Origin of the sequence: Rhodoferax sp. (assembly GCF_028689295.1) — a bacterium.
Classification (GTDB): Bacteria; Pseudomonadota; Gammaproteobacteria; order Burkholderiales; family Burkholderiaceae_C; genus Rhodoferax.
Window position 1 is genome coordinate 1 of the sequence record NZ_JAQTWL010000025.1, and the last position, 17,552, is coordinate 17,552.

Consider the following 17,552-nt stretch of genomic DNA (forward strand, 5'->3'; position numbering starts at 1 on the left):
GCACCAGGCAGCGCGGATCGGTGCCGGGTCACCGGCACAGATCGAGCCCGGCAGCACTCGCCAGGGGTGGGGGGTCGGCAGGGCGGCTCGTTGGCTTGCCAGGTGGGGGGTGGGTACCTGAACAGACGCATTACCCCAACACTTCCCTACTGGCGCTTGAACTGCAACCCCAGCAATGTAGTTGCCTTGGCAAAGTATCTGCCAGGGAAAGCCACTTCTTCACCCTGAAACAGCCACCAATCGCGGATAGGCTGGGTAATGGTGTTTTCAAAGCCAGTTCCCCAATCATCAAACCATGGGTTTAAGCTGGTGCAAGCCCAATCCCCGCAACGTATGTGCATCAGCATTGGCCATTGCTGTGCTGCCTCTGCTTTTTCCAACAGGTCAGCCCACAGCACGGGCAGCATACTTTTTCGCACAATTCGCGGCTCGCAAACGATATGCCAATTCGCAATACCGGCCATGCGGTTGCCTTCAATGCTGACTTGTGAAAAACAGTGGCAGGCCAGCACGCGGGCAGCTTCGGCCAGTCGTTCAGGATCATTTTTCATCGGTATTTTTCCTTTGTTTGATTGGTATGGCATCAGTGCATACGAACGATGGAAGTGTCTGGCGGATTGGCGCTCACTTCCTGCAATGCACCCTCAAGGAATCCTCTTACAAATTCGTCTCCCTTCGCTGTCCGCAATAGCCTGTAGGATGTAATTAAAAACATCCCTAGGGCGCTTTTTTTGTCCTCCATCGTCGGTATTCTTGCCAGCGCTACGCCCATGGCGTTGTGCGTGATTTTTGCAATTTGGTCATCGTTCATTTCATTGCCTCCAAAGCTGGGTTTATCGGTGCGAAGCCATCACAGTGCTGTTTAAGGTTCACAAAATCTGCCGCAAGTTCGCGAGTCGCAAGCCATGCCAGGCGGTATGCCCTGCACTTGTTGCCCGATGCCAAATTGCTACATGCGGTGCATGTAACGCGGTTGTCAAAGGGGTCGTTGGCTTGGTTTTGCTGGTCATTTGCTACTGCTACTTTTGCTACTGTTGCTACTTTTGGCGTAGTGCCAGCAGCAACAGTAGCAAAAGTAGCAAAAGTAGCAGCCTGTTGCAGCCCGGCACCTTCCGCCTTTGGCGTAGTGCCAGTGGCAACGGTAGCAAAAGTAGCAGGCATTGCAGCAGCCTGCCGTAACCCGCCCTTTTTGAGTAGGATGGCCAGACTCATGATGTTGTCACCAGTAAGCCGGGGCGAATTTTGATCAGCTTCCGTTTGCCATCCTTGACAAGCCGCGCCCGTCCCAACTCCGCCAATTCTTTGACAGTGGCATCAATGACAGCTTTTTCACGCAAGCCGCCCGGCCCGAATTGCTGCACCGCTTTGGTGGGCACCTTGTCCGTGTTTTCGCGTCTGCACCAATCCAGCAGCCACGATTCAAGCCGCATAGGGTTAACCACTTCGGGGGGCATGGCCAGTTCACCTAGAAACCGCTTTGCTTCGGTCAGGTGCCAGGTGACTACCTGCACCGCTGATTCGATGCACTCAAAATCAATCGGCCCAACGCTGCCCGCAAAAGCATGAAACAGCGCCGCCAGCCGCGCCACGTTGTCCGCTGCCTTGCTGCCCACGTCCCGAAGGTCGAACAGTTCGCCACCATTGGCCAGTTGAGTTTCAACCCTATCATGAAAAGTCACCCATGCCTGTTTGGCTTCGGGGCTCAGTGCCAGCATGGCCGGGGTCAGTACGCCGTTTTCGTCCACGGGTGCATGCCTATCCAGAATTGCGGTAATTCTGGTGTTGAAACCTGCCAGCGCTGGCCAGCCGTCCGGTGGTGGGGTGAACATGCGCGTGCCCATCGTCGATACAGGCCATGCCACCAGAAACCGCGCCAGAAACCCGGTGCCACGGGCTAATCCACCAGTGTTGGCAAAAAAGGCACGCAGCGTAGGTTCCTGCACTTGCAGGCTCATGGTCAATCGCGCCGTGGTGTCGCCATAGCCTGCCGTTGTTACGCGGTCTGTTGCGCCAATCTTGCCATCCCATAGCTGATTCAGACGCGCCATATTGCGCATGGCGGCGTCCTTGTTCATCGCATGGCCACCCAGCACAATTCCGCCCTCGTTGCTGAATATCCCGCCTGATGGCCAGCCGTTCGCCAGATTGGATGCCAGCGCTTCGGGGGTTGCGTCCGAATAGAGCAGCCGTGGCACGCGGGGGGCCTTGGGCTTGTCGCGGTCAAGGTCGTGAAGTTGGTTCACCAGCAGGTTTGTGGGCTTGCCGTCTCTGGCCAGCGACTTGATTTTTTCCTGTACGCCGCTGCGCTGCGCTTTCCAGGTGTCCATATCAGTTTCATAGGCTTGGATCAGGCGCTTGGCTGTCTCCCGCTCTTTATCCTGATAGTCGCGTATGGCCTTGGTGAAATAGTTGTCACAGCTTGTTTTTCGTTCGCCGCTGTCTGCGATACAGCACAAAAACAGACTGCACGGCCCGTCCAACTTTGCAGCGCGTTGAACGTCGGTGTGGGCTTGGATGGCCACCGATAGCGCCGCCAGTGCGCTCATCGCCACCAGGGGCACGGGTGCCTTGACAAATCCGCACACCTCCAACACTGCGCCTCGGATCAGCGGGGGTAGTGCGTCCATCGGGTATTCATGCGCTACGCTCTGCACAATCAGCGGTTGAAGTTCTGGCCATGCATCAATTTGGCTGGTAGCCCCCGTATCACTCTGGTCAGCAGCTATCAATACAGCAGCTTCAATGCCCGCCTTCACCGCTTTCAGCCCTGCGAGTTGGTGCAGGTCGTTGAAGTCGGTGTCCTTGTCCGCCCGGTTGTGGCCAAAGAATTCAGGCATGGCCAGATAGCCGCCCACTGCCAGCGCTGCCGCCCGTGCTTTGGTCAGGCCGGGGTTGTCAGCCGTCAGGTGGTCATCGTCAGCCGCCACGATGATTTTCAGCGCCGGGTACTTGCTGCGCAAAGCTGTTGCCACCGCTTCCAGGTTGCCAGCGTTGAAGCCGATAGCCACCGCACCGCCCGTGGCCTCATGGATGCTGACACCCGTGGCGAAACCTTCACACACAATGATGCTGTCATCTGGCTTGCCGATTGAAAAGTAACAGCCCTTTACCCGTCCGCCGGGCATGAATAGCTTGCTGCCGTCCGGTGCAATGGTTTGCAAACTGCATACCGCGCCTAGTGTGTCGCGCATCGGGATCAGCAGGTTGTCGCCTTCGATCTTCACTTTATGGGGCTTGATGCCTTTACGGGTCAGATAGGGGTGCTGGGTGCATGGCTTTGCCGCCGCCCAGCGCTGCGCTGCATCGTGCGCCGCTTGGGTTTGTCGTAGTACCAGATCAGCTTCCCGCTGGCGCTGCATGGTCTGCACGCGCTCACGGTTAGCCTGCCGTTCGGCCTCGGTCATGGTGCTGTCTGACTTGCTGCACCAGGTCGAAGTCAACCCGGTGCGCCAGTCTCCGAAGCTGCCAGCCGCGATGCCATCCGAGTGCAGCACATACCAGCCTGATTCGTCACGGGGTTTGCCGTTGGTGCTGAAGCGGTGAATCTTGCCGTCGTCCAGGATCACGTCTGGTGGGGTAAGGCCAGCCGAAAGCATGGGGGTTTTGAATTGGTCGGTCGTGTCACTCATGATGCGCCCCACAACCGTAGCAAAACAGCTTGAATCGCCAGAACTTCAAGGCATAGAGAACCACGACTCCAACGCATACAATGGCACTGCAAATAGCTATAAAGTGTGTAGCGTTTTTCGACTGTAATTTGACGGGTTGACTGTTACCAGCGGTCAACCCGTTTTTGTTGGTGCGGCTCATTTTGCAGAGCCATGCGAATCAAGCCATGCGCGAACGTCTTCGCAGCGCCAGGCTGTCACGCGGTCGGACAGCTTGACAGGTTTAACGAACTGGCCCGACTTCACCCAGCGCCATAGGGTGGCGGGCGATATTGGGATGATGGCCGGGATTAACTGAGATTGGCGGATATAGCCTGTCGGCGGTAATCCGTGGGATTTGGGATGGTGTAGCACGGTAAGAGCCTTTCTGAGTAGAAGACTCGAACTGTTTACTCCCTACGTTCCCTGAATTCCTCCGGGGAATGAGGGAAAAATTACTCGTTCGGGTAGGCTCTTTTCCTGACTTTGCCCATGTTGTTTTCCAGCGTGTGCTCTGCCAGTGTGGCATGGGTTTCCTTGACCACCAGTTTGTCTCTGTCACTACCCTTACCAAGTACAAATGGCGAATCGTCCTTGTCGGCGCGTACCTTGAGATCCCGCCAAAAGGCTTTGGTGTTGGAGTACGCGCCAGATTTATAGGTTTGCGCGAGGTACTCCAACACGGATTGCCAGCTTGGTCGTTTTTGGCGACGCACTTGCTGAGTTTCTTGAATGGCTTTTGTGGAAGCATGCGTAGCGTCAATCACCCCCAAAGCATCAAACAAGGCTTGAATGACGGTCGATGGTCGCTCTCCGAGCTGCACCAGCCATGTGACGAAAGATTGCACTGTGATTCTCCCGTTGAAGCCTTCAATTTGACCGTCTTTGAGGGCGGCTTCAATCGCACGTTCAAGGATCACCAGCCGGTTAAACCAGTCACCATGAAGGCTTGGTAAGGCATTGCCAAGCCCGCGTTCTCGGTTGCGGCTGGTCAGTTCTGGCGTAGGCCCTGGGCGCTGCAAGGCGGCGAGTTGACGCGGTGTCATGCTTATGGGTGGCCAGTGTGCAATTTCAAACTCTGTGAAAAACATGGCCTCGCTGCCCAGCGCTTTTAACTGCGTTGGTGTAAGGCCATCAAAGGGGGATTTGATCCCGTGAATGTCGAACCAGGTCACCATTACCGCGCCTCCCGTTGCGGTGTCCCCCGTGTAGGTGCCGCCAGCAGGTCAGCGGGAGGTCTGACTTTTCAACCGGGTTGCGGCCCGGCCTAGCTGGTGGCGAAATAGATTCCGGCGCTCAAACGCTTTCGAGTTCGATGCCCAATGCTTTTCCTGTGGCCCTCAGATCAAAGGCAGCAGGCCCAAGATTTTCATTGACACTGCGCAGCAGCATCGACATTCCACGATCACCCTTCAAACGATATGCCAGCATGTCTATTGCTTCGATGCAGTCGGTTACCTTTGTGATTGCTTGGTGATATTTTTCAACGTCGATTGACAGCGTTTTGACTGCCAGCGTTCGGCACGCATTGTCAATCTCGTTTCGGGATAAAGTCTCAGTAGCCATTTTTGAACTCACTTTCAAGTTTGGTTAGGGGTCGGTTGGTGTTGTAGCACTTTCCGGCCCTGCCTTTTACCCCGGTCAATCCGCGCCAGGGCTTCGCGGTAAATCTTCATCTAGGACATGCGCCAGGCGTTGCGGAACGGTGTCCTTGGTTGGTGCAAGATACTTGGCGTGCAACATGGCCAGGTCTTGCATCGCGCCCAGGTAGGCGGTAGCCCATAGCGGCGCGGGTGCCTGCCCTGTTGCCCAGCGGTTCACAGCGCCAGCAGTGACACCCGTCTTGCGTGCGAAGTCGGTCTGTTTCCAGCCCAGCGCCGCCAGCGCACAAAGGAATTGTTCGGGCGTCAGGGTGTTGGAGTCAGTGGGTCGTTTCATGGTGTTATGCTATCACAGTTGACACGTTTAAGTTGAATAGAGCTTATTAATAGCTTTATTTAATATGCTTTACTTTATACAATCATCATTATGTTAAGTAGTGTATTTTTCGAAGCTTCAGAATAGCTTTTATCTAACGCTGGCTGGCGCTGGTTTGCCAAAACGTTGATTTGATTAACTATTCTCTGCGGGCCACCCGTGAAAATCACAAAAATCTCATGCAGAAACACCATGTAGCAGCCCAATTTCTGCACTTTTCGCCACTTATGCCGCCGTACGTAGGGTGATCACGTCCGCCCCAATGCGCAGCTTGTCCAGATAGTCCGCCCACCGCTGCATCATGGCCCGGCGTGCTGGCAGGTGTGCCGTGCGGTTGTAGGCCCGTCCGTTGGGGTCTTTGACGGCATGGGCCAATTGATGCTCGATCAGGTCAACCCGTTCTTCCAACACTTCATCCATGATGGTTCTGGCCATCGCCCTGAAACCGTGCGCCGTGTGCTTGTCGGTGCCATAACCCATAGCGTGCAAAGCGCTGTTGACGGTGTTTTCGCTCATGGGGCGGTCTTCACTGCGGCCAATGCTGGGGAACACATGGCGTCGGGTGCCAGTCTGCTTTTTCATATCCTGCAAGATGGCCACCGCCTGAGTGCAGAGCGGGACAACGTGGTCAACCTTCATTTTCATTTTGCTGGCCGGAATAACCCATTGCGCCGCGTCAAGATCAATCTCTGCCCACTCTGCCCCGCGTAGTTCTCCGGGGCGTACAAAAAGCAGGGGGGACAATTTCAGCGCTGCAATGACATAGGGGTGTCCGGTGTAGTTGAAGATGCTGCGCATCAGGTCACCGGCCTGCTTGGGGTCTGTGATGGCCGCATAGTGTGCTGGCGCGTGTTTGGCTAGTGATCCTTTCAAATCCTGAGTCACGTCACGCTCTGCGCCGCCCGTGGCCACAGCGTAGCGAAACACCTGCCCACAGATTTGTTTGACGCGCTGCACGCTGTCGAGTGCCCCCCTGCCCTCCATATGCCGCAACGCTGCCAACACGTCACGCGGCCCAATGGTCGATATGGCCATGCTGCCGATATAGGGGAAAACATCCTTTTGCAGCCAGGTCGTTACCTTGCCCTGCGTGCTGGCCATGCGGTCAGCTTTGGTCTTGTCCAGCCATTCCAGCGCCACCCGTTCAAAGTTGTTGGCCAGAATTGCCACCTGCGCTGCCTTGGCTTCCTGCTTGGCTACACCGGGGTCTATGCCGTCCGCCAGCAGCTCACGGGCTTTGTCACGCCGCTGTCTGGCCTTGAGTAGCGAAACCGCCGGGTAAACACCCAGCGCCAGGGTTTTTTGCTTGCCAGCGACACGGTAAGTCAACCGCCAGTATTTGCCAGCCGCTTTCACCAGCAGATACATGCCGCCACCGTCGGCGTGCTTATCGCCAGAAACCGAACCAGAATGCTTCACCTGCTTAACGAATGTGTCTGTCAGTGCCATGTTTGCCCCTGTGTGTGGTCACCTGATTTGTGGTCACTTCACAAAGTACCGTAAAGGTGACCACAATAGTTTGAGCTGCAATGATACGACTTGACACCCAATAAGGCAATAAAAAACCCGCTACGCTGGGAAACGTGCGGGTTTTGAGTTGTTTTGATACGGTCTGAAACTGTTGGTTGGTGCCCGAGACCGGAATCGAACCGGTACGCCCGTTATTCACGAAGCGGCGGATTTTAAGTCCGATGTGTCTACCTATTCCACCACTCGGGCAAGTGCTGTGCTGGAGGCGCGACCCAGAGTCGAACTGGGCTAGACGGATTTGCAATCCGTTGCATAACCGATTTGCTATCGCGCCGATAACTTTGCAAAAAAAGGGAAGCAGTGCTTCCCTTTTTCAATCAACTGGAGCGGGAAAAGAGACTCGAACTCTCGACCTATACCTTGGCAAGGTATCGCTCTACCAACTGAGCTATTCCCGCTTAAACCCGCTTATGGTGCCAACTTTCATCAACACCAAGTAAAAACCTGGAGCGGGAAAAGAGACTCGAACTCTCGACCTATACCTTGGCAAGGTATCGCTCTACCAACTGAGCTATTCCCGCGTTGCAAGCCGCAAATTATAAGGCAATTTACAGCAATTCACCTCTCAAGAAACCAATTTTCTCAATGTTTGACTGCGCCTGGCGATGCCGGTGTGGCCAGGGCCATCGCTGGCGTGCCCAACTCAGCGGACACGTCTTCAGGCAACGCCGTTGGCATGCGTTCCAGAGCTACCTCCAGAACCTTGTCGATCCAGCGGACCGGCACAATTTCGAGTCCGTTTTTCACATTTTCAGGAATTTCCTGCAAGTCTTTGGCATTGTCTTCCGGAATCAACACAGTCTTGATGCCACCGCGCAGCGCAGCCAGCAATTTTTCTTTCAAACCACCAATGGCCGTGACCTCGCCGCGCAGGGTAATTTCGCCGGTCATGGCGACACCGCAGCGCACCGGAATGCCGGTCATGGCCGAGACAAAAGCGGTGGTCATGGCGGCGCCCGCGCTGGGGCCGTCCTTGGGTGTGGCGCCGTCGGGCACGTGGATGTGGATGTCTTTTTTCTCGAAGAATTCGTCCTTGATGCCGAGTCGATGTGAACGGCTGCGCACCACGGTGCGGGCCGCCTCCACCGATTCCTTCATCACGTCGCCCAGCGAGCCGGTGCGGGTGATAACGCCTTTTCCAGGCACCATGGCGGCCTCGATGGTGAGCAGATCGCCGCCCACCTCGGTCCAGGCCAGACCCACCACCTGGCCGACCTGGTTCATTTTTTCCGCACGGCCGTAGTCAAATTTGCGCACCCCCAAAAATTCGCTCAGGTTGGCCGCAGAAACCACCACCTGCCCAGTCATCTGTTTGAGTTGCAGACCCTTGACCACTTTGCGGCAGATTTTTGAAATGTCCCGTTCCAGCGAGCGCACCCCGGCTTCACGCGTGTAATACCGAACGATGTCGCGCACCGCGTCTTCAGTGACCTGAAGCTCGGATTCCTTGACGCCATTGTTGCCCAGTTGCTTGGGCAACAAGTAGCGCAGCGCAATATTGGTTTTTTCGTCCTCGGTATAACCCGACAGCCTGATCACTTCCATCCGGTCCAGCAGCGCGGGCGGAATGTTCATGGAATTCGAGGTGGCCACGAACATCACATCGCTCAGGTCAAAATCGACCTCGACGTAGTGGTCGGCAAACTTGTGGTTTTGTTCGGGGTCGAGCACCTCCAGCAAGGCGCTCGAAGGGTCGCCGCGGAAATCAGTGCCCAGTTTGTCAATTTCATCCAGCAAAAACAAAGGGTTGCGAGTGCCAACCTTGCTCAGGCTTTGCAGCACCTTGCCGGGCATGGCGCCAATATAGGTGCGACGATGCCCGCGAATTTCGGCTTCGTCGCGCATGCCACCGAGCGCCATGCGCACGTATTTGCGCCCGGTCGCCTTGGCGATCGATTGCCCCAGCGAAGTCTTGCCCACACCGGGCGGCCCGACCAGACACAAAATGGGCGCCTTGACCTTATCCACGCGCTGCTGCACCGCAAGGTATTCAAGGATGCGGTCTTTCACCTTGTCCAAGCCGTAATGGTCTTCGTTGAGCACCGTTTCGGCGTTGAGCAGGTTGTGTTTGATCTTGGTTTTGTTGGCCCACGGCAGGCCGGTGAGCACATCGATGTAGTTGCGAATCACCGTGGCTTCGGCTGACATCGGCGACATCAGCTTGAGCTTTTTCAGCTCGCCTTCGGCCTTTTTCAGGGCATCCCTGGGCATCTTGGCAGTCTTGATCTTTTTCTCGATCTCGTCGATATCGGCGCCGTCTTCACCTTCGCCCAGTTCTTTCTGGATGGCCTTGACCTGCTCGTTCAAATAAAAATCGCGCTGGTTTTTTTCCATCTGCCGCTTGACCCGGCCGCGAATTTTTTTATCGACATTGAGGATATCGACCTCACGGTCGATTTGCGCAAACAGGTTTTCCAGACGATCGCGCACGCTGGACAGGTCGAGCACCGCCTGTTTGCTTTCCAGCTTGAGCGGCAAATGCGCGGCAATGGTGTCAGCCAGGCGGCCCGGGTCGTCGATGCTGCTGATCGAACTAAGGATTTCGGGTGGTATCTTCTTGTTGAGCTTGACGTACTGGTCGAACTGCTGCATCACGGCGCGGCGCAGGGCTTCAATTTCGCTGACCTGGGCCTTGGTTTTGGCCTCTGGCTCCGCCGGCAACTCCACCGGTGTCACGGTGGCGGTGAAATACATTTCACCATCTTCAATGTGGTTGACCACTGCGCGCTGTTGCCCTTCCACCAGTACCTTGACGGTGCCGTCGGGCAATTTGAGCATTTGCAGGATGGTCGAGATGCAGCCCATGTCAAACATGTCGGACACCACCGGATCGTCCTTGGCGGCGGCTTTTTGCGCCACCAGCATGATGCGGCGGTTCGCGCTCATGGCGGCTTCGAGCGCCTTGATACTCTTGGGGCGCCCCACAAACAAGGGGATCACCATGTGCGGAAAGACCACCACATCGCGCAAGGGCAGCAAGGGGAAGTCCACAGGGATAGCGGGCAGAAACGGATGGCCAGACATAAATGGTCCTTTGGTTGCCGATATGACAATAAATTGAATGGCCTGGGCAATCAAGCCTTTTTGGCAAGTTCGCGGTAAACCAGCAAAGGCGGCTTGTTTTCTTCGATGCTTGACTCGTCCAGCACAACTTTTTCGACATTCGTGAGATTGGGAAGATCGAACATGGTGTCGATCAGCGCCAATTCAAGGATGGAACGCAAGCCGCGTGCACCGGTTTTCCGGATCAACGCCTTTTTTGCGATGGCCTTCAGGGCGCTGGGGCGTATTTCGAGCTCGACGCCTTCCATGGCCAGCAGTTTGCTGTATTGCTTGACCAGCGCATTTTTGGGCTCGGTCAGAATTTGCACCAGGGTGTCCTCGCTGAGTTCGCCCAGTGTGGCGACCACCGGCATGCGGCCGACCAACTCGGGGATCAGGCCAAACTTGATCAGATCCTCTGGTTCCACCTCTTTGAAGACATCGGTCAGGTTGCGGTTTTGCTTGCTGTGCACGGCCGCGCCAAAACCGATGCCAGAGGACTCGGTGCGGTTTTCGATGACCTTTTCAAGCCCGGAGAAAGCGCCGCCGCAAATGAACAGAATGTTGGTGGTGTCCACCTGCACAAAATCCTGGTTCGGGTGCTTGCGCCCGCCTTGCGGCGGCACGCTCGCCATGGTGCCCTCGATCAGCTTCAGCAAGGCCTGTTGCACCCCTTCACCCGACACATCGCGGGTGATGGACGGGTTGTCCGACTTGCGCGAGATCTTGTCGATTTCATCGATATAGACAATGCCGCGCTGAGCCCGGTCAACCTCGTAGTTGCAGCTTTGCAGCAACTTGAGCACGATGTTTTCAACGTCTTCGCCCACGTAGCCGGCTTCGGTCAGCGTGGTGGCGTCGGCCATCACAAACGGCACGTCGAGCATTCGCGCCAGCGTCTGTGCCAGCAACGTTTTGCCGGAACCCGTGGGGCCGATCAGCAGGATGTTGCTCTTGGCGAGTTCGACGTCGTCCTTGGTGGATTTCTCCTGATGCCGCAGCCGCTTGTAATGGTTGTAAACCGCCACTGCCAAAATGCGCTTGGCAGCCTCCTGGCCGATCACGTAGTTGTCCAGATTGGCCTTGATTTCGGCCGGCGTCGGCAAACTGCTTTTTTCTTCCGACGCAGTGGTCGGTGGCAACTCGTCGCGAATGATTTCGTTGCACAGTTCAATGCATTCATCACAGACAAAGACCGACGGACCCGCAATCAGCTTTTTGACCTCGTGCTGGCTTTTGCCGCAAAAAGAGCAATACAGTGTTTTTTCACCACCCGAAGTGCCTTTGGCCATGACTTTACGCCCTCTTGGATAAAACCTGGTCGATCAGACCATATTCCTTGCACTCGTCAGCCGACATGTAATAGTCGCGCTCGGTGTCGCGCTCGATGCGCTCGAGTGGCTGGCCGGTGCGCTCGGCCAGAATCTTGTTGAGCTGCTCGCGTGTCTTGATAATTTCCCGTGCCTGGATCTCGATTTCTGTGGCCTGGCCCTGGCTGCCGCCAGAGGGTTGGTGGATCATGATCTTTGAGTTGGGCAACGAGAAGCGCTTGCCCTTGGCGCCAGCGGCCAGCAAGAATGCGCCCATGCTGGCGGCCATGCCAGTGCACAGCGTGGACACGTCAGGTTTGATGAAGTTCATGGTGTCAAAAATCGCCATGCCCGCGCTGACCGAACCGCCGGGTGAGTTGATGTAAAAGGAAATGTCCTTGTCCGGATTTTCACTTTCCAGAAACAGCAGTTGCGCCACCACCAGATTGGCCACATGATCATTGACCGGACCCACCATAAAAATCACCCGCTCCTTGAGCAGGCGCGAGTAAATGTCATAAGACCGCTCACCCCGGCCCGACTGCTCGATCACCATCGGCACCATGCCCAAAGCCTGTGTATCCATCGCACTCATCTGTAAATTCATCATGACTCCAATAATTTGATGCTACTGTAGCTAAAAAAACAAAGCCTCCAAGCAAATGGGGCTTGCATGCTGGGCAGCAAGCCCGGCACAAGCCCCATACCACCCGCTTTAACGGCCAGCAGATCAGTTTTGCGCCATCAATTCATCAAAGGTTACCGCCTTTTCGTTGACTTTGGCCTTGGACAAGACAAAATCTGTCACGTTGTTTTCCAGCACAACCGTTTCCACCTCAGCCATGCGGTTGTTGTCGCTGAAATACCAGCGCTCCACTTCGGAGGGTTTTTCGTAGCTGGAAGACAGTTCCTGGATATGAGCCTTGAGCTGGTCCAGCGTAGCCTGCAGGTTGTTCACGCGCACCAGTTCTGCCACCACCAGGCCCAGGCGCACGCGGCGCTCAGCCTGCGGACGAAACACATCATCGGGAATCGTGACCTTGTCAGCATCCTTGATGCCACGTTTTTTCAGGTCGGCGCGGGCGCCTTCAAGCAAACGCGCCATTTCGGCCTGCACGCTGGCGTTGGGCAAATCGAGCTCGGCTTTGGCCACCAGCGCATCCATGACGGCGGCTTTATTTCGCGACAGCAGACGGAACTTGACTTCGCGCTCCAGATTTTTCTTGATGTCGGCGCGCAAACCATCAACGGTGGCGTCTTCGATGCCCAGCGATTTGGCCAGCGTCTCGTTGACATCGGGCAGATGCGCAGCCTCGATTTTCTTCACGGTCACCATAAAGTCAGCCGTTTTGCCGGCCACGTCCTGACCGTGATAGTCGGCGGGAAATGCCAGCGGGAAGGTCTTGCTTTCGCCAGCCTTCATGCCGCGCGTGGCTTCCTCAAATTCCTTCAGCATCTGGCCGTCCCCCAGGATGAACTGGAAGTCTTCGGCCTTGCCACCGGCAAAGGTTTCGCCGTCGATCTTGCCCTCGAAGTCCACCGTCACGCGGTCGCCATCTTCGGCTGCCGCATCACGCGGGCGCAGCGCAAAAGTGCGGCGCTGTTTGCGCAGGATGTCGATGGTCTTGTCGATGGCGGCATCAGATACTTCGGTGGTGATTTTTTCGACCTCGGCGGTCGTCAGGTCGCCAATCACGACTTCCGGATAGACCTCGAACACCGCCTCAAAAGTCAACTCGCCTTCTGGCGCGCCTTCTTTTTCACTGATTTTGGGCTGGCCCGCCACGCGCAGCTTGGCTTCATTGGCGGCATTGGAAAAAGCTTCGCCCACCTTGTCGTTCATCACCTCGTACTGCACCGAGTAGCCGTAGCGCTGAGACACCACATTCATGGGTACCTTGCCCGGACGGAAGCCGTCCATCTTGACGGTGCGCGCCATCTTTTTCAAACGGGCATTCACTTCGGATTGAATGGATGCCAAAGGCAAACTCAAAAGCATTTTTCGTTCGAGTTTTTCAAGGGTTTCTACGGTGACTGCCAAGGTAATTCTCCAAATTAAACGTACGGACCATGCCGATCGCCCAAGCGACCAGCCTGAATTTTCTTCAAAGTGAGCGGCCATCCACAACTGACCTGCCGCCCGGCTTAACAACCCTAGATTCTAGCTGACGCATCATGAGCGCCTGTTTTCGTGCGGCCAAAAAAAAGAGCCCGGAAGGCTCTTCTTTTTATGCGCTGCATCAGCGGCGCAATACGGCTGCCGACATTAGCTGCCGCTTTGCTTTTCACCGGCAACCAACGTGCCGATACTCACCACGGCAGCGCCCAAAAGCACCGAAGAAGCACCCGCCGCACCAGCACCGGCGGCTGCAGCTGCGACAACAAGTGGCAATGCGCGTGCGCGCGACGCCACCAGCGACTTGCAATTGGCGTCAGACACGTTGAATACTTCGCCAGGTTTCAAGGTGATCCGGCAGCCGCTGTCAAAAACAATCTCGGCCGTGCCAGTGGTCGTGTTCATCACGCGCGCGCCTTCAAAAAGGCGCATGTCCACAACTGCACTGCGCAGGGTGTCTTGGTAGCCGATGGTGACCAGACCCTCGGTGGCAACAATTTTTGCAACCGGCTGCACTGGTGCCGTCTGAGCGGTCACCGCGCCTGCCACCAGCATGAAACTCAAAGCAAGCCATTGTTTTTTCATTTTTCACCCTTGGTTGATTAAGTCGGCGACATCATAACCCAGCAAACAGACGGCGCAGCCAGCTTTTCTGATTTTTCAGGGCTGACGCATCGATCCGTTGCACTGGTGCAAGATTTTCCAGCACGGCCTGTGGCCGGTTCACAACAAGCTGCACAGCCTCATGCGCCCCTATCAGGCTCGTCACCACGTCCAGGGCGGGTGTGAGTTGGGGCAACCTGCGGCCGGTCGAATGGGCATCCGTTGCCAAAATATGGGCGTGCCCATCCGCCACAAACCGGTCAGCCCAATACTTGGCCCGTGGGCCAAAGGCCCCGGTCAAGGCACCAGCGGTGACCTGCATCCAGGCCCCCTGTTGAACCAGGCGAACAAAAACCGGGTAATGATCTTCTACCCAGGTGAGTCGTTCCGGGTGCGTGATGATCGGCGTGTAGCCAGCTGCCACCAGGTTGAACACCGAGTCCTCGAAGCGCGGCGGTGGCATGGTGTGGGAGGGTTCGAGCAACAGGTAGCGCGACCCGTTCAGGGTGGGTATCAAGCCGGTGCGCAGCCCGTCCAGCAAGCCCGGAACCAAGTGCACGTCGGCGCCCACGACCAGCTTCAGCGCAATGCCGCGCTCGTCCAGATCGGCCTGCAGGCGCGCCCGGGCCAGCGCGATGCCGGTTGCGTCATTCAGGTACATGCCGGGGTAAATGTGCGGCGTGCAAGCCATGGTGTGAATGCCGTCGGCCACAGCAATGCGCGCCATCTCCAGCGACGTCGCCAGATCTTTGGCACCGTCGTCGACCCCGGGCAGGATATGGCTGTGCAGGTCGATCATGGACGTTCCCCGGTCGCCTGCAACTCAAACTTGTCAAACAGCATTTCGCCGCGCAAACCGGTGGCCGCTTCGTAGCGGGCAAAGGTCTGCAGCGACAGGCTCACCCCCACGCCACAGTCGCCGGGCACGGCCAGCTCGGTGGTAAATTTTTCCCAGCGTCCGCCCGTGTTCTTCAAAGCAGCACTGCGGCCAAGCTCGCGGCGATCAGCGGCACAGGCAAAAACCCACGTCAGCCCCTCGTTGCTGCGAAGGGTATTGGCCATGTAGTCGCCGCTCAAGCGGTAGCTGCCAGGCGCCAGCACCAGATGCTGGTTCAGCACCGGCTGGGCAATGGCGCGTCCGGTGAACTCCACCTGCAGCAAGCGGCCGCGATCACCGATACGCGGCCGCTGTACCCTGGCACCGGCCCGGTAGTTGTTGCTGTCGGTGATATTCCAGTCAAAGCCATCTTTGACAAAGTCCTGCTCAAAATTACCGTTGAACAGCAGTCCCAGCGGGCGCTTCCACAAATGCAGCCAGATCGCATGGGCATCGAGCCAGGCTCCTTCTGCCATCAACTGGCGAATCAGCACCATGCCCAGCTCAGGCGTCACCAGTTGCAGGGCCATGGCCTGCTGGACCAGCGGCATGGCCTGAACCACCGGCACCTTGGCCGCTGGCAGACTGCTCAGCACCCGCTCCAGCCAGCCGGCATCAGCCTTGAGCAAGGCCACCAGCGCCGCCAGTTGTGCCCTGTCACTCCCGCTCTGCCCCACCATGGCGGCCAAGGCCCGCGTTGCCTCGCTGTCACCGTGCAGCAGCGACAGCCGCACCAGTGCATCGGCCGCCTCGGGCCACTGCCTGCGCTCCACATACTGATTGGCCAGCAGGCGCAAGACGTAGCGGTTTTGCGGTGCCAACTGGCTTGCTGCCGCCAATACCGCCGCGCCGTCCAGACCGCCGATGCCTTGCGGTGATTGTGAAAACGTGGCCAGCGCCGCATAAGACAAGGCATCCCCCGGGTTGGCGGCAATCTGCGCCCGCAGCGCTTGCACCTGCTGCGCTACAGGCTGCCGGGCAGGATCCGCGCAGCGACTCAGATACGGCCACTGCCGCCACTGGCAAGCCTGCTGCAGATTGTGCTCAAGGGCTGTCCAGCCCAGCCAGAGCGCGGTAGCCAGAGTGCACACCAACAGCCCGATCACACGCACCCGGGAGTTGACCCGTGGCATGTTTAAAAAGCTTCCATGCGAGTCAGCACCGGCGCGCTGTCACGCGAAAAAAAATAGGCTCGCAGGCGCACATCCTGCCTCGATGCCTGCTGACGTTCATCCACCAGCAGGAGTTGGACCATACCGTCCACCACCAGCTGCCCGGCGTCAAAGCGTGACGTAAAGCGCACCGTTCCCAGACCCGTGACGCGAGACCCGGCCAGGCTCTGGTTGTAGGCGGCCACAAAGCGGGTGGCCGCATCGCTTTGCCGCGAAGATGGCTCCAGCCACTGCAGCACATGGTCACCGCGGCCGCTTTGCAGCGACTGGAGCACATTGGTCAGCAAGGGCTGCACCTGATCCATGGTGATGTTGGGCGCAACAAGCTCTGGCGTCTTGACGGAAGGCGGCGGCTCAATCACCAGCCGCGTGCTCGGTGCGTCCGGCGCATTGGCCACCACGGTTGCGGCTGAAAACAGCTCGCGCACAGGCACCTCCGGCGCAGGAACATCAGGGGCCACCGCGGGCACCCAGGCCACCGCCCGGGCCGGCGTGACCGGTTTAGCTGCTGCATCGAGCGCAACCCGTGCGGGCCCCGCAACCGGCATCTCGGAGGCTTGCGCCGAGTCGGCTTGCCCTGCCTTGGGCAAGACTGCCAAAACCAGCGGGGCGCGAGCAGCCAGCGTCAACAAACCCTCATCGGAAGACGGCCAGCTCATGACCAGCGCCGTCAGGGCCAGCAGCACCACAGCGGCGGACACCGCCAGCGTTCGGAATGCGGGCCAGCGCCCGTTGGCCACTGCAACCCGCGCGCGTGGCCGCTGGCCGTGAGCAGCCACCGGCCGCGGTGCCGGCCAAGCGCGCGCGCCGTCCAGCGTCGCACGGTAGCCCTCTCTTTTCACGGCGGACACCATCACATCGTGCGCCTGGTTGATGCGCGCCGCTGCATCGGCCGGCCACGACTCGCCCGACGCCACAAAATCGGGGTGGGTCATGCGGATCATCAGCCGGTAGTGCTCGCGCAGCACCTCCGCATCAAAACTTTGCTGCACCCCCAGCAGTGTGTAGAAGTCCACACCCGGGCGCAGCATCACGGTGCGCACAAAAAACCGTGCCGACCGGCGCACACCGGGTTCAAGCATCGCTTCGGCGGCAAGACCGTCCGGCTGGCGCCCGGCTGCCAGCATCAACACCAGGCCGGCTTGCTCGAACAAAATGCGCGGTTCGCGGATGACCACCGGGTAACGACCGGGAGACTGCTCGAAGTCCAGCAGGGCCGCAATAACCTCCCCGGCTGGTGCTGCCCTGCGCAAATCGGTGCTCATCGCTCGCCCCGCG

General features: G+C 57.7%; 17 protein-coding genes and 4 tRNA genes. All 21 read right to left on the reverse strand.

All coding sequences use genetic code 11. The annotated features are described in order from the left end of the window. Positions 1-146: 146 nt before the first annotated feature. Complete coding sequence (locus tag PHF15_RS14770; RefSeq protein ID WP_300122253.1) at positions 147-551, reverse strand: hypothetical protein; 405 nt, start codon at positions 549-551, stop codon at positions 147-149. Between the two features lie 32 nt (positions 552-583). Beyond that, the gene (locus tag PHF15_RS14775; protein ID WP_300122255.1) at positions 584-811 is read right to left on the reverse strand and encodes a hypothetical protein; all 228 of its coding nucleotides are present in this window, start codon (positions 809-811) and stop codon (positions 584-586) included. After that, positions 808-1,212, reverse strand: coding sequence for a hypothetical protein (locus tag PHF15_RS14780; protein ID WP_300122257.1), 405 nt, complete (start codon positions 1,210-1,212; stop codon positions 808-810). Before PHF15_RS14780 ends, PHF15_RS14775 begins: the two co-directional genes overlap by 4 nt. Continuing rightward, a complete protein-coding gene (locus tag PHF15_RS14785) occupies positions 1,209-3,629 on the reverse strand; it encodes a DUF3987 domain-containing protein (RefSeq protein WP_300122259.1) in 2,421 nt (806 codons plus the stop codon). Before PHF15_RS14785 ends, PHF15_RS14780 begins: the two co-directional genes overlap by 4 nt. Positions 3,630-3,806: 177 nt before the next feature. Beyond that, positions 3,807-4,022 carry an AlpA family phage regulatory protein gene (locus PHF15_RS17035; RefSeq protein ID WP_366520619.1) on the reverse strand — a complete coding sequence of 72 codons (216 nt, stop codon included), beginning with the start codon at positions 4,020-4,022 and terminating at the stop codon, positions 3,807-3,809. A gap of 80 nt (positions 4,023-4,102) precedes the next feature. After that, positions 4,103-4,825 (reverse strand): hypothetical protein, encoded by a 723-nt coding sequence (locus PHF15_RS14795; RefSeq protein ID WP_300122261.1) that lies wholly within the window; start codon positions 4,823-4,825, stop codon positions 4,103-4,105. A 118-nt stretch (positions 4,826-4,943) separates the two neighbouring features. Continuing rightward, a complete protein-coding gene (locus PHF15_RS14800) occupies positions 4,944-5,213 on the reverse strand; it encodes a hypothetical protein (protein ID WP_300122263.1) in 270 nt (89 codons plus the stop codon). A 75-nt stretch (positions 5,214-5,288) separates the two neighbouring features. Continuing rightward, complete coding sequence (locus PHF15_RS14805; protein ID WP_300122264.1) at positions 5,289-5,585, reverse strand: helix-turn-helix transcriptional regulator; 297 nt, start codon at positions 5,583-5,585, stop codon at positions 5,289-5,291. 264 nt (positions 5,586-5,849) lie between these two features. Further along, complete coding sequence (locus PHF15_RS14810) at positions 5,850-7,073, reverse strand: integrase arm-type DNA-binding domain-containing protein (RefSeq protein WP_300122266.1); 1,224 nt, start codon at positions 7,071-7,073, stop codon at positions 5,850-5,852. Positions 7,074-7,250: 177 nt separating this feature from the next. After that, positions 7,251-7,343: transfer RNA gene (locus PHF15_RS14815), tRNA-Leu, on the reverse strand. An 11-nt stretch (positions 7,344-7,354) separates the two neighbouring features. Continuing rightward, positions 7,355-7,428, reverse strand: a tRNA-Cys gene (locus tag PHF15_RS14820). A gap of 48 nt (positions 7,429-7,476) precedes the next feature. Beyond that, positions 7,477-7,552, reverse strand: a tRNA-Gly gene (locus PHF15_RS14825). Between the two features lie 47 nt (positions 7,553-7,599). Beyond that, positions 7,600-7,675, reverse strand: a tRNA-Gly gene (locus PHF15_RS14830). Between the two features lie 61 nt (positions 7,676-7,736). Further along, positions 7,737-10,178 (reverse strand): endopeptidase La, encoded by a 2,442-nt coding sequence (gene lon, locus PHF15_RS14835; RefSeq protein ID WP_300122268.1) that lies wholly within the window; start codon positions 10,176-10,178, stop codon positions 7,737-7,739. A 50-nt stretch (positions 10,179-10,228) separates the two neighbouring features. Further along, on the reverse strand, positions 10,229-11,488 hold the full coding sequence (gene clpX / locus PHF15_RS14840; protein ID WP_300122270.1) for an ATP-dependent Clp protease ATP-binding subunit ClpX: 1,260 nt from the start codon (positions 11,486-11,488) through the stop codon (positions 10,229-10,231). A gap of 4 nt (positions 11,489-11,492) precedes the next feature. Beyond that, positions 11,493-12,101 (reverse strand): ATP-dependent Clp endopeptidase proteolytic subunit ClpP, encoded by a 609-nt coding sequence (gene clpP, locus PHF15_RS14845; RefSeq protein WP_300122307.1) that lies wholly within the window; start codon positions 12,099-12,101, stop codon positions 11,493-11,495. 135 nt (positions 12,102-12,236) lie between these two features. After that, positions 12,237-13,547 carry a trigger factor gene (gene tig, locus PHF15_RS14850; protein ID WP_300122272.1) on the reverse strand — a complete coding sequence of 437 codons (1,311 nt, stop codon included), beginning with the start codon at positions 13,545-13,547 and terminating at the stop codon, positions 12,237-12,239. A gap of 225 nt (positions 13,548-13,772) precedes the next feature. After that, positions 13,773-14,207 (reverse strand): hypothetical protein, encoded by a 435-nt coding sequence (locus PHF15_RS14855; RefSeq protein WP_300122274.1) that lies wholly within the window; start codon positions 14,205-14,207, stop codon positions 13,773-13,775. Between the two features lie 31 nt (positions 14,208-14,238). Further along, entirely contained in the window at positions 14,239-15,024 is a 786-nt protein-coding gene (locus tag PHF15_RS14860; RefSeq protein WP_300122275.1) for a CpsB/CapC family capsule biosynthesis tyrosine phosphatase, read from the reverse strand. Next, positions 15,021-16,235: a hypothetical protein gene (locus tag PHF15_RS14865; RefSeq protein ID WP_300122277.1), complete on the reverse strand. Its 1,215-nt coding sequence runs from the start codon at positions 16,233-16,235 to the stop codon at positions 15,021-15,023. Before PHF15_RS14865 ends, PHF15_RS14860 begins: the two co-directional genes overlap by 4 nt. 2 nt (positions 16,236-16,237) lie before the next feature. After that, positions 16,238-17,539: a DnaJ domain-containing protein gene (locus PHF15_RS14870; protein ID WP_300122279.1), complete on the reverse strand. Its 1,302-nt coding sequence runs from the start codon at positions 17,537-17,539 to the stop codon at positions 16,238-16,240. Between the last annotated feature and the right edge of the window lie 13 nt (positions 17,540-17,552).